The 11,546-nt window shown below is 73.5% G+C and carries 12 protein-coding genes; 6 read left to right on the top strand and 6 right to left on the bottom strand.

Annotated elements, in window-relative coordinates:
• Positions 1-768: a type 1 glutamine amidotransferase gene (locus GA0070613_RS17110; protein WP_089013220.1), complete on the bottom strand. Its 768-nt coding sequence runs from the start codon at positions 766-768 to the stop codon at positions 1-3.
• A gap of 71 nt (positions 769-839) precedes the next feature.
• Here GA0070613_RS17110 and GA0070613_RS17105 point away from each other — a divergent pair, with 71 nt between their 5' ends.
• Positions 840-1,769 carry a S66 peptidase family protein gene (locus GA0070613_RS17105; RefSeq protein ID WP_089013219.1) on the top strand — a complete coding sequence of 310 codons (930 nt, stop codon included), beginning with the start codon at positions 840-842 and terminating at the stop codon, positions 1,767-1,769.
• A gap of 106 nt (positions 1,770-1,875) precedes the next feature.
• Complete coding sequence (locus tag GA0070613_RS17100) at positions 1,876-2,337, top strand: hypothetical protein (RefSeq protein WP_089013218.1); 462 nt, start codon at positions 1,876-1,878, stop codon at positions 2,335-2,337.
• A gap of 141 nt (positions 2,338-2,478) precedes the next feature.
• On the opposite strand, the gene glnA is transcribed toward GA0070613_RS17100, so the two are convergent.
• Positions 2,479-3,828, bottom strand: a complete 1,350-nt coding sequence (gene glnA, locus GA0070613_RS17095; protein ID WP_089013217.1) for a type I glutamate--ammonia ligase — start codon at positions 3,826-3,828, stop codon at positions 2,479-2,481.
• 224 nt (positions 3,829-4,052) lie between these two features.
• Between glnA and GA0070613_RS17090 the strand changes: the two genes are divergently transcribed.
• A complete protein-coding gene (locus tag GA0070613_RS17090; protein ID WP_089013216.1) occupies positions 4,053-5,816 on the top strand; it encodes an NAD+ synthase in 1,764 nt (587 codons plus the stop codon).
• Between the two features lie 120 nt (positions 5,817-5,936).
• Positions 5,937-6,782 (top strand): 3-methyl-2-oxobutanoate hydroxymethyltransferase, encoded by an 846-nt coding sequence (gene panB, locus GA0070613_RS17085; protein ID WP_089013215.1) that lies wholly within the window; start codon positions 5,937-5,939, stop codon positions 6,780-6,782.
• 74 nt (positions 6,783-6,856) lie between these two features.
• Here the strand turns inward: panB and GA0070613_RS17080 are convergent, their stop codons facing one another.
• From GA0070613_RS17080 to GA0070613_RS17070, 3 genes are all read right to left on the bottom strand, one after another.
• Complete coding sequence (locus GA0070613_RS17080; RefSeq protein ID WP_089013214.1) at positions 6,857-7,300, bottom strand: VOC family protein; 444 nt, start codon at positions 7,298-7,300, stop codon at positions 6,857-6,859.
• Positions 7,301-7,356: 56 nt separating this feature from the next.
• Entirely contained in the window at positions 7,357-8,055 is a 699-nt protein-coding gene (gene npdG, locus GA0070613_RS17075) for an NADPH-dependent F420 reductase (protein ID WP_089013213.1), read from the bottom strand.
• 82 nt (positions 8,056-8,137) lie between these two features.
• Complete coding sequence (locus GA0070613_RS17070; protein ID WP_089013212.1) at positions 8,138-9,571, bottom strand: RNB domain-containing ribonuclease; 1,434 nt, start codon at positions 9,569-9,571, stop codon at positions 8,138-8,140.
• Between the two features lie 21 nt (positions 9,572-9,592).
• Between GA0070613_RS17070 and GA0070613_RS32110 the strand changes: the two genes are divergently transcribed.
• Positions 9,593-10,450 carry a hypothetical protein gene (locus GA0070613_RS32110; protein WP_157746373.1) on the top strand — a complete coding sequence of 286 codons (858 nt, stop codon included), beginning with the start codon at positions 9,593-9,595 and terminating at the stop codon, positions 10,448-10,450.
• A 234-nt stretch (positions 10,451-10,684) separates the two neighbouring features.
• Here GA0070613_RS32110 and GA0070613_RS17060 read toward each other — a convergent pair whose 3' ends face one another.
• Entirely contained in the window at positions 10,685-10,888 is a 204-nt protein-coding gene (locus GA0070613_RS17060; RefSeq protein ID WP_089016001.1) for a hypothetical protein, read from the bottom strand.
• A 94-nt stretch (positions 10,889-10,982) separates the two neighbouring features.
• On the opposite strand from GA0070613_RS17060, the gene GA0070613_RS17055 reads away from it, so the two are divergent.
• Positions 10,983-11,474 carry a hypothetical protein gene (locus GA0070613_RS17055; protein ID WP_089013211.1) on the top strand — a complete coding sequence of 164 codons (492 nt, stop codon included), beginning with the start codon at positions 10,983-10,985 and terminating at the stop codon, positions 11,472-11,474.
• Positions 11,475-11,546 lie beyond the last annotated feature (72 nt).

Here is an 11,546-nt window from a genome sequence, read left to right as displayed (position 1 = left end):
TCAGTGCCCGAGCAGCGGCAGGCTGCGGCGGGGGGCGTCGTCGTCCAGCTCGCCGAGGGCGAGGGCGGCGAACCGGATGGCGAACGGCTGCCAGACCTCCTCGACGTCGGCCATCACCCGGTCACAGGCGGCCACCACCAGCTCCTCGTCGTACCCCAGCTCGGCCAGCAGGTCCGAGTCGCGGGCCCAGTCGGCGATCATCGCGGTGTCGCACTCGATGTGGAACTGCAGCCCCCAGGCCCGGTCGCCGAGGCGGAACGCCTGGTGCGGGTAGCGGGTGGAGGCGGCCAGCAGCGTCGCGCCCCGGGGCAGCTCGGTGATCTCGTCGGAGTGCCACTGGAGCACGTCCGGGATCAGCGGCACGTACCGGAAGAGCGGGTCGGCGTCGGCGGCGTCCCGCTTGCCGACCACGCCCGGGCCGACCTCCGGGCCGGACGGGCTCCGCTCCACCAGGCCGGCGTGCGCGGTGGCCAGCAGTTGGGCGCCGAGGCAGACGCCGAGGGTCGGGACGCGGTACCGCACCGCCTTGCGCAGCAGCCCCTCCAGCGCGGGGAACCAGGGTGCGCCGGGGGTGCCGTCGGGCAGCGGGTACGCCTGCTGCTCGCCGCCGAGCACCACCAGGGCGGCGTACCCCGCCAGGTCGGCGGGGAGTTCCTCGCCCGCGTGCGGGCGGAGCACCCGCAGCTGGAGGCCCCCCTCGGTCAGCCACTCCCCCAGTCGGCGGAGGTCGTCGGTCGGGTCGTTCTCGATCACCAGCGCGGTCGCCACGGTGTCGAGGCTATCCGGTACGCCGCCGAACGCCCGGAACGGCTCAGCCCGGCGCGCACTAGGCTCCCGCTGTGCTCACCGACGACTGCCTGCGCCCACCCGTCCTGCGTCCCGGCGACACGGTGATGCTGGTGTCCCCGTCCGGCCCGACCCGGCCGGAGCGGGTGGCCCGGGGCATCGAGCTGCTCACCGGCTGGGGGCTGCGCCCGGTGCTGGCGCCGAACGGGTACGCCCGGCAGGGCTACCTGGCCGGCGGCGACGAGCTGCGCGCGGCCGACCTGAACGCCGCGTTCGCCGACCCGGAGGTGCGCGGCGTGCTCTGCACCCGGGGCGGCTACGGCGCGCAGCGGGTGGTGGACCTGGTCGACATGGCGGCGGTCCGCCGGGACCCGAAGGTGGTGGCCGGCTTCTCGGACATCACCGCCCTGCAGTTCGCGCTCTGGCGGGGAGCCCGGCTGGCCAGCGTGCACGGCCCGGGCGCGGCCTGGCTGGACGACCGGACCCCGCCCCGCTCCGCGGAGTCGCTGCACGCCGCGCTGATGACCACCGAACCGGTGACGGTCGCCGCGGTGGCCGACGAGGAGACCTTCGGCGTACGCGTGCCGGGGCGGGCCGAGGGCCGGCTGCTCGGCGGCAACCTCTGCCTGATCACCGCCTCGATCGGCACTCCGGACATGCCGGACCTGACCGGCGCGGTGCTGCTGGTCGAGGAGGTGCAGGAGCCGCCGTACAAGGTCGACCGGATGCTCACCCAGCTGCGCCGCTGCGGCGCGCTGGAGGGGGTGGCCGGCGTGGCGGTGGGCCAGTTCACCGACTGCGCGGACGGCTGGGAGACGACGGCGGCCGACGTGCTCACCGAACGCCTCGGCGACCTCGGGGTGCCGGTCCTCGGCGGCCTCCCGATCGGCCACGGCGTGGGCCAGCTCACCGTCCCCGTCGGCACCCCCGCCATCCTCGACAGCGACGCCGGGACCCTGACCGTCTCCCCCGCCGTCCGCTGACGGGCCGGATTGTCAGCGCGCTGACAGGTTCGCCACGGGTTCCCCCCAGCTCCGCCCGTCACTGTCGGTCACGTCATCGCACCACCACCGACCAAACGGAGGACTGATGTCCCGCACGATGTCGAAGAAGCACCTGCTGGCCGGCCTGGCCGCCGCCGGCGTCCTCGGCGTGGGGATCGCCGCCCCCACGGTGGCGTTCGCCGAGGACAACGCCACCCCGGCCCCCAGCGCCAGCAGCAGCAGCGACCAGGGCACCGACCGGCAGCAGCAGCGGGCCGACCGGGAGGCCGACTTCGCCGAGGCGCTGGCCAAGGAGCTGGGCGTCCCCACCGACAAGGTCACCGCCGCCTTGGAGAAGCTGCGCGAGCAGCGCAAGGCCGACCGGCCGGAGCGCCCGTCCACCGAGGACCGGCAGGCGATGCTGAAGGAGCGGCTGGACCAGGCGGTGAAGGACGGCAAGCTCACCCAGGAGCAGGCCGACGCCATCACCAAGGCCGCCGAGGCCGGCGTCTTCCCGGGCCCGGGCGGCCGGGGCCACCACGGCCCCTGGGGTACGACCGACAAGTGACCCACCCTTGATCCACTCCGGATCGCCGACATGGCGGTTTCCCGAGGCCGGGATACCGCCATGTCTCGGTGATTGCGCCGCCGCCATGTCCGCGGACCGCCTCAGGCGATGCAGGCGCAGGCGATACGGCGCCAGGGTGAGCTACAGAGACAGGTAGCGCTGCCGCTCGTACGGGGTGACCTCGCGGCGGTACTGCTCCCACTCGGCCCGCTTGTTGCGCAGGAAGAAGTCGAAGACGTGCTCGCCGAGCACCTCGGCGACCAGCTCCGAGCCGGCCATCACGTCGATGGCCTCGGCCAGGTTCTCCGGCAGCGCCTCGTAACCCATCGCGCGGCGCTCGGCGCTGCTCAGCGACCAGACGTCGTCCTCGGCGCCCGGGGGCAGCTCGTAGCCCTCCTCGATGCCCTTCAGACCGGCGCCGAGCATGACGGCGAAGGCCAGGTAGGGGTTGGTCGCCGAGTCCAGCGAGCGGACCTCGACCCGGGCCGAGTTCGGCTTGCCGTACGCGGGCACGCGGACCAGCGCGGAGCGGTTCAGGTGACCCCAGCAGACGTACGCCGGGCTCTCGGTGATCCGGTCGGGCAGCGCAAGCGGGAAGAGCCGCTTGTACGAGTTGACCCACTGGTTGGTGACCGCGGTGTACTCCCGGGCGTGGGTGAGCAGGCCGGCGATGAACGACTTCGCCACCTTGGAGAGCTTCATCGGGTCGCCGGCGTCGTGGAACGCGTTGCGCTCCCCCTCGAAGAGCGACAGGTGGGTGTGCATGCCGCTGCCGGGCTGGTCGGTGAAGGGCTTCGGCATGAAGCTGGCCTGCACCCCGGTGGAGAGCGCCACCTCCTTGACCACGTGCCGGAAGGTCATGATGTTGTCGGCGGTGGTCAGCGCGTCGGCGTACCGCAGGTCGATCTCCTGCTGGCCGGGGGCCACCTCGTGGTGGCTGAACTCCACCGAGATGCCGATCCGCTCCAGCGCCAGCACGGCCTGCCGGCGGAAGTCCCGGGCCACGGCGTGGGTGGTGTGCTCGAAGTAGCCGCCGGTGTCCACCGGGAGGGGCACCGAGCCGTCCTGGGGACCGTTCTCCAACAGGAAGAACTCGATCTCCGGATGGGTGTAGAAGGTGAAGCCCTTCTCGGCCGCCTTGGAGAGCATCCGGCGCAGCACGTGCCGCGGGTCGGCCCAGGAGGGCCCGCCGTCGGGCAGCAGGATGTCGCAGAACATCCGGGCGCTCTCGCCGCTGACCCCGCCCTCGAACGGGAAGACCTGGAAGGTGGTCGGGTCGGGCATGGCCACCATGTCGGACTCGAAGACCCGGGCGAAGCCCTCGATCGCCGAACCGTCGAAGCCGATGCCCTCCTCGAAGGCCGCCTCCAGCTCCGCCGGGGCCACCGACACGCTCTTCAGCGTCCCGAGCACGTCGGTGAACCACAGCCGGACGAACCGGATGTCCCGCTCTTCCAGCGTACGGAGGACGAACTCCTGCTGACGGTCCACTTCCACCCCTCGCGACACTGATTCCCGGCAACCGGTCGGGCCGGTCCGGCCTGACCGCCCAGTCTCCACCGGTCTCGTTACGCAGACGTTACGCGACCATCCGGCGCGCGTCCCGCCCTGTCCCGCCGCCCGGGCCCGGGCGGCGGGACAGGGCCGGCCGGGGGTGGCCGGCGTCTCCCGCGTCCTGACGTGATGGGTCCGCGGCGCTGGGGCAAAATGGGGACATGCCCACCCTGCGTCTCGCCCTGTGCCAGGTCGACCCGACCGTCGGTGACATCGCCGGCAACGCCGACCTGGTCCGCCGCTGGACCCGCAAGGCCGCCGACGCCGGCGCCCAGCTCGCCCTTTTCCCGGAGCTGATGCTGACCGGTTACCCGGTCGAGGACCTGGTCTTCCGCCGCTCCTTCGTGGCCGCCTCGAAGGCCGCGCTCCAGCGGCTCGCCGACGATCTGGCCGCCGACGGGCTCGGTGAGCTGCCGGTCCTGGTCGGCTACCTGGACGCGGACGGCCCGCCGCAGGTCAGCGCCGACGCCGAGCCGGGCAAGGGTGCCCGCAACGCCGCCGCGTTGCTGCACCGGGGGTCGGTCGTGGCCGCCTACTTCAAGCACCACCTGCCCAACTACGGGGTGTTCGACGAGGACCGCTACTTCGTGTCCGGCAACACGCTGACCGTGGTGCGGATCGGCGGGGTGGACGTCGCGCTGACCATCTGCGAGGACCTCTGGCAGGCCGGCGGCCCGTTCGCGGTGGCGCGGCAGGCCGGCGTGGGGCTGGTCCTCAACATCAACGGCTCGCCGTACGAGCTGAACAAGGACGACATCCGGCTGCCGCTGGTCCGCCGCCGGGCCGCCGAAGCCGGCGCCACCGTCGCGTACGTGAACATGGTCGGCGGCCAGGACGAGTTGGTCTTCGACGGCGACTCCATGATCGTCAGCGCGGACGGCGCGCTGCTCGCCCGGGCGCCGCAGTTCGTCGAGCACCTCCTGGTGCACGACGTGGAGCTGCCCCCGGCGAAGGAGCCGGTCGAGAGCACCGGCGAGCTGGCCGACGGGATGCGGGTGGTCCGAACCAAGGTCAGCGACACCCTCCCCCCGGTGCCCACCGGCGAGGCCGCGGTCGGCGGGATCATCGAGCCGGTCGCCGACGAGGCCGAGGTGTGGCAGGCGCTGGTGCTGGGCCTGCGCGACTACGTCAACAAGAACCGTTTCCCGTCGGTGGTGCTCGGCCTCTCCGGCGGGATCGACTCGGCGGTGTCGGCGGCCATCGCGGTGGATGCGCTCGGCCCCGACCGGGTGGCCGGCGTGTCGCTGCCCAGCCAGCACTCGTCGGAGCACTCCCGTGCCGACGCCGAGGACCTGGCCAAGCGGACCGGGATGGACTACCGGATCGAACCCATCCAGCCCATGGTCGACGCCTTCCTGGCCAACATGTCGCTCTCCGGGGTGACGGTGGAGAACCTCCAGGCCCGGGTCCGCGGCGTGATCCTGATGGCGCTGTCGAACCAGGAGGGCCACCTGGTCCTCACCACCGGCAACAAGAGCGAGCTGGCAGTGGGCTACTCCACCCTCTACGGCGACTCCGTCGGCGGCTACAACCCGGTGAAGGACGTCTGGAAGACGCTGATCTGGCGGCTGGCGAAGTGGCGCAACGCGGACGCGGAGCGCCGGGGCGAGACGCCGCCGATCCCGGAGAACTCGATCGGCAAGCCGCCGTCGGCGGAGCTGAGCCCGGGCCAGCTCGACAGCGACACCCTGCCGGACTACGACGTCCTCGACCCGATCCTGATCGGATACGTCGACGGCGACCTGGGCCGGGACGGGCTGATCGCGTCGGGCCACGACCCGGAGGTGGTGGACAAGGTGCTGCGGATGGTGGATACCGCCGAGTACAAGCGTCGGCAGTCCGCGCCCGGCACGAAGATCTCGCACAAGGCATTCGGGCGGGACCGCCGGCTGCCCATCACCAACCGCTGGCGCGAGCACGGCTGACCGGCTCCCCGGCCGGGGAGTGAAATCCTCCACTCCGCCCTGCCGTGAGCCGGTCGTCCGGTGCGACGATCGCGGCGGAACCCGGGGACCGCGGAGGCGGCCTCGAGGAAGGAGAGAGTCATGGTGGAGTCCACCCCGACCGAGGTGACCGCCCTGTACGGCGGGCCGGCCACCCGACGGGTCCGTACCCGCGACCTGATCACCGCCAAGGAGCGCGGTGAGCGGTGGGCGATGCTCACCTCGTACGACCAGTACACCGCCTCCATCTTCGACCAGGCGGGGATCCCGGTGCTGCTGGTCGGCGACTCGGCGGCGAACAACGTCTTCGGCTACGAGACCACCCTGCCGGTTACCGCCGAGGAGCTGCTGCCGCTGGTCCGCGCGGTGGTACGGGCGACCCGGCACTCGCTGATCGTCGGCGATCTGCCCTTCGGCTCGTACGAGGAGGGGCCGACGCAGGCGCTGCGCACGGCGGTGCGGTTCATGAAGGAGGGCGGCTGCCACGCCGTGAAGCTGGAGGGCGGGCGGCGCTGCGCCGACCAGATCGCGGCGATCGTCGGCGCCGGCATCCCGGTGATGGCGCACATCGGCTTCACCCCGCAGAGCGAGCACACCCTGGGCGGCTACCGGGTCCAGGGACGCGGCGACACGGCCGACGAGGTGATCGCCGACGCCCGGGCGGTGGCCGAGGCGGGCGCGTTCGCGGTGGTGCTGGAGATGGTGCCCGGCGAGGTGGCCAAGCGGATCACCGCCGAGCTGCGGATCCCCACCGTCGGGATCGGCGCCGGGCCGGACACCGACGCGCAGGTGCTGGTCTGGCAGGACATGGCCGGCCTGCGTACCGGCAAGGCGCCGCGCTTCGTCAAGCGCTACGCCGACCTGGCCGGCGCGCTGACCGACGCGACCCGCCGCTTCGCCGAGGAGGTCCGCGGCGGCGAGTTCCCGGCCGCCGAGCACACCTTCTGACGACGACGGGCGGTGCGGCCCGCAGCCGCACCGCCCGTCGCTCGGTGCACCGTCCCCCGGAACCGGCCGGCGGATCACACCACGCAGAACTCGTTCCCCTCCGGGTCGGCGAGCTGGACGGAGTAGTGGTCGTTCTCCGGCGCGTCCATCCCCCCGAGCACCCGTGCCCCGAGGTCCACCAGTCGGGTCGCCTCGGCGTCGACGCGGGACCGCCGCTCCGGCAGCGGCACGGCCCGCCCACCACCGACCTTCAGGTCGATGTGCAGCCGGTTCTTCATCGACTTCGGCTCCGGGACCGGCTGGAACCAGATCCGCGGCCCGGCCCCGGTCGGATCCTCCAGGCGGTCCAGGCAGTCACCATCGCCGAGCTCGTCGGGCGGAATCCCGATCGACAGGTACCAGTCACGCCATGTCGCGTGCCCATCCGGCGGCGGCTGCGGACGGTATCGCAGCGCCTCCGCCCAGAACCCGACGAGCCGCGACGGCTCCCGACAGTCGATCACCAGTTGCCATTCCATCCGCCGATGGTGCCCTGCGGGTGTGACGGTGCGCTTCCGGTGCGGCGCGAGGTCGGTCAGAGGTCGGTGACGCGGATGCCGGCGTGCGCCTTGTAGCGCTTGTTGATGGCGATCAGGTTGGCGGTGAACGCCTCGATCTGGTGGGCGTTGCGCAGCCGCCCGGCGTAGATGCCACGCATGCCGGGGATCCGGGCGGCGAGCGCGGCCACCACGTCGACCAGCTCCCGCTCCTCGGTGCAGATCAGCACGTCGAGGTCGATCCGGTCGATCTCCGGGTCGGCCAGCAGCGGCGCGCTGACGTGGTTGAACGCCGCGCAGACCCGGGAGTCCGGCAGCAGCCGGGCGGCCTGCTGGACGGCACTGCCCTCGTCGACCCGCAGGGCGTACGGGCCCTGCTTGTCGAACCCGAGCGGGTTGACGCAGTCCACCACGATCTTGCCGGCGAGCGGCTCGGCCAGCGCGGCGACGGTGGCCGCGTGCCCGTCCCACGGAACCGCGACGATCACCACGTCGCTGCCGCGGGCGACCTCGTCGTTGTCGCCGCCCGACACCGCCGCGCCCGCCGGCACGCCGGGCAGGGCGGCGATCTCGGCGGCCGACTGCGCCGCCCGCTCGGCGGAACGGGAACCGATCAGCACGGTCTGTCCGGCCCGGGCGAACCGGTAGGCGAGCCCCCGCCCCTGGTCGCCGGTGCCACCGATGATGCCGACGGTCAGCCCGGAGACGTCGGGCAGCGTGGTCGCGTCGTAAGCCATGCCGTCATCCTCGCAAACCGCCCCGCCGGGCAGCAGCGCAGCCGCTGTGACAATCCCCGCTGACCCACCCCCGGCGTGGCTGTCAGGCGACGTCGAAGACCACCTTGCGCCGGGTCGGGTCGGCGGTGGTCAGGCGGACCTGGACGCGCTCGCCGAGCGGGAGGTCGCCGGTGCAGCGGGCGCGGACCGGCGGCTCGTCCAGGGCCACCGTGCCGCCGGGCTCCCGGCCCGGCTTCGAGTTGCCGTTCGGCGGCGCGTCCACGTCCAGCACAGCCGCGGAGAAGGTCTCCCCCACCCGGTGTTCCAGCAGCACCGCCTCGGCCAGCTCGATCGCGCCCCGGGCGGCCGCCGACGCCGTCCGGTCGGTCGTCGCCATCACCTCCGGCAGCTTGGGCAGCGCGGCGCGGGTCCACTCGGGCACCTCCCGGCCCTCGTGCAGGGCCAGGCAGACCTCGGTCGCGTACCGGTCGGCCAGTCGGCGCAGCGGCGCGGTGACGTGGGCGTACGCGGCGGCCACCCCGCCGTGCTCCGGCTGCTCCGGCAGCTCGCCGTCGAAGGCGGTGTACGCCGCCCCGCGCATCAGCTCGGCCGCCTGGTCGATGAAGGCCGCGGCCCGGGGCCGGGAGGCGTCCAGCCCGGCGAGCACCTCGCCGACGGTGCGGTCCGCCGGCCAGTCGACCCCGAGCGGGGCGGCGGCGAGGCGCAGCCGGGCGACCGCCTCCGGCTTCGGCGGCGGCATCGTCCGCAGCAGGCCGATCCGGCCGGCGAGCATGATGTCGGCGGCGGCCATCCCGGTCAGCAGGGAGATCTGGGCGTTGTGGTCCTCCATCGGTCCCGGGCCGCGCAGCACCAGCCGCCAGCCGTCGCCGTCCGGTTCGACGTCCTGCTCGGGCAGGGGCAGGTTGATCGCGCCCCGGCGGAGCCCCCGGGCAGTGAGCAGCGCGCCGATCTCGGGCAGCAGGGCGATCGGTTCGGGCAGGCGGCCGGCGTCGGCGTCGAGCTGCACGCCGACGTAGTCGAGCTTGGCCCGGCTGCGGACCCGGGCGCGTTCCAGCGCGACGGCCACCGTGTCGCCGTCGGTGTCGAGGTCGATGGTCCAGAGCACCGCCGCCCGGTCGGCGTCAGGCAGCAGGCTGGCCGCCCCCTCGCTGAGCGTGTGCGGGTGCAGCGGCACGTTGCCGTCGGGCAGGTAGACGGTCTGGCCGCGGTGCCAGGTCTCCTCCTCCAGCGGACCGCCGGGGCGTACGTGCGTGGCGACGTCGGCGATCGCGTACCGGATCCGGAAGCCGCCACCCGGACGACGGCTGAGGTGCATCGCCTGGTCGAGGTCGCGCGAGGCCGCCGGGTCGACGGTGACGAACGGGATGTCGGTGCGGTCGGCGGCGGCCGGCAGCGGCGCGGCGGCCGCCTCGTCGGCCTCGCGCTGCGCCGCGGCCGGGAAGCCGTCGGGCAGTCCCAGCTCGCGGCGCAGCGCGCCGAAGTCGATGCGGTTCGCCAGTACGCGTCGGATCACCACGGGGTCAATCCTGACAGCGCGGTGCGTGATCCGCTCACCGGCCCGGCGTGCCGCCGGTCAGCGGCGGATTTCGGGCGTCAGCCGGTCGCCCTCCGGGCGCCGGCCGGCTTGATCGTCGAACGGCCGGCGGCGACCCTCGCGCCGGCGGGCTTCCGGGCGGCGGTGATCCGCTTGTGGGTGGCGGTCGAGCCGCTCGTCCTGGCCTCGACCGGGCCCACGGACGACGCCGCCGACGTCGTCTTCCTCGCCGCCACATTGCGCGCGGTGGCCGACGAACCGGCGGTCGACCTCCTCGCCGGCGCCGTCTTCGCCGCCGCCTTGCGGGCGCCCCCAGTCGGGCGGGTCGAGGTGGCCTTCGCGGCGGCGGTCTTCTTCGCCGGGGCCTTCTTCGCCGCGGTGGTGGTCTTCTTCGCCGCGGTCTTCTTCGCCGCGGGGCCGGTCTTCTTCACCGCCGCGGTGGCCTTCTTCCCCGTGGCGGTGACCTTCCGGGTGGCGGCCGTGGTCCTCGAGGGTGCCTTCTTCGCCGCCGCCTTCCGGGCGGGAGCCTTCTTGGCGGGCGCCTTCTTGGCGGGCGCCCTCTTCGCCGCCACGGTGGTCTTCTTGGCGGGCGCCCTCTTCGCCGCCACGGTGGTCTTCTTGGCGGGCGCCCTCTTCGCCGCCACGGTGGTCTTCTTGGCGGGCGCCCTCTTCGCCGCCACGGTGGTCTTCTTGGCGGGCGCCTTCTTCGCCGTGGTCTTCGTGGCCGGGGCCTTCTTGGCGGGCGCCTTCTTCGCCGTGGTCTTCGTGGCCGGGGCCTTCTTGGCGGGCGCCTTCCGCGCCGCCGACACGACCTTCTTGGCGGCCGCCTTCTTCGCGACGGCCCGCTTCGCCGGCACCTGACCGGCGCCGGCGCCCGAGGCGTTCGGCGCGGCCTTGGTGACCGTCGCCGTCGGGGCCGTGGCGGCCCCCGTGGACCGCCGCGTCGCGGCGGTCTTCTTCGCGGGCGTACGTTTGGCGGCCGGGCGGGTGGTGGCCTTTTGTGCTTCGGCCATCTCGGTTCCCTCCTTGGGGACGTGCTCTCGCGTGGCTCCTCGCGGAGCACGGAGTACCTCGACGCGGGCCGTCCCGCGCCGCCTACCTGTCCTCCCCGGCCCAACGGGCGTCCTCGGCGTCCCACGCTTCGTTGCGCTCCTGCACCTTCTGCAGGGCGTTCTCCGCGTCGGCGGCTGAGGCATACGGTCCGAGAACATGCTTCGCAGGGCACACGTCGGCATCGGTCTCGACCCGGTGGTGTCGCGCGCACCAGTAGTAGTGCACACCACTTCCGCTGTCGCTCATGAGATCACTGTGCACCGCGTAGCGTCCGGCCGCCACCGGATCGCCACAAAAAGTCGCCGATGTCCTCCACAATAGACGTGCTACCGGCCGCCGGATGCCGAAACGGCAAGGCACGGGGCAGCCGCGCACCGGTCCGGTGACGGACAATCCCGGGGTGCGGTACGGGGGAAGAACATCGGCACGCCTGCGGCGCCGCCTGCTGGCCACCGCAGTGGTCGCGGCGCTCGCCGCGGCCGGGGTGCTGGTGGCGGTGCCGCTGCTGCGGGACCGGTCCCAGCACCGGTTGGACCAGCGTGCCGACCGGGAGGTGACGACGACGGCGCAGCGGACCCGGGCGGCGCTGCTGGCCACGCCGTCGGCGTCCGGGCCGGCGCTGCGGGACGCCGCAGACGCCGTCGACGGGGTCGAGGTGCTGACGGTCGAGGACGCGGATCCGGGTGTCCGGCTGGTCTTCCGGGTCCGGGTGGCGAAGACCGCCGCCTCGGTCTTCGGGTGGCAGCGGGCGAACGTCGGGGCGTGCTTCGCCCAGCTGGTGCGCCCCGCCGCCGCCCCGGCGCCGATGGAGCGGCTGCCCTGCCCGGACTGACCCCGGCCGACACGACAACCGTCCGCCGGCCCGGCCATCGACCCGCCCGGTCGGCTGAACGGCCGGTTCCGC

Origin of the sequence: Micromonospora inositola (genome assembly GCF_900090285.1) — a bacterium.
GTDB lineage: Bacteria > Actinomycetota > Actinomycetes > Mycobacteriales > Micromonosporaceae > Micromonospora > Micromonospora inositola.
Note: the sequence above shows the minus strand (reverse complement) of the source record. Positions and strands in the feature narration are given on the sequence as shown.

Excerpts from the sequence above, each read along its gene's own strand:
- GA0070613_RS17100 (WP_089013218.1), top strand. The coding sequence starts at position 1,876 with ATGTCCCGCACGATGTCGAAGAAGCACCTGCTGGCCGGCCTGGCCGCC.
- GA0070613_RS17090 (WP_089013216.1), top strand. The coding sequence starts at position 4,053 with ATGCCCACCCTGCGTCTCGCCCTGTGCCAGGTCGACCCGACCGTCGGT.
- panB (WP_089013215.1), top strand. The coding sequence starts at position 5,937 with ATGGTGGAGTCCACCCCGACCGAGGTGACCGCCCTGTACGGCGGGCCG.
- GA0070613_RS17080 (WP_089013214.1), bottom strand. The coding sequence starts at position 7,300 with ATGGAATGGCAACTGGTGATCGACTGTCGGGAGCCGTCGCGGCTCGTC.
- npdG (WP_089013213.1), bottom strand. The coding sequence starts at position 8,055 with ATGGCTTACGACGCGACCACGCTGCCCGACGTCTCCGGGCTGACCGTC.
- GA0070613_RS17060 (WP_089016001.1), bottom strand. The coding sequence starts at position 10,888 with ATGAGCGACAGCGGAAGTGGTGTGCACTACTACTGGTGCGCGCGACAC.
- GA0070613_RS17055 (WP_089013211.1), top strand. The coding sequence starts at position 10,983 with ATGCCGAAACGGCAAGGCACGGGGCAGCCGCGCACCGGTCCGGTGACG.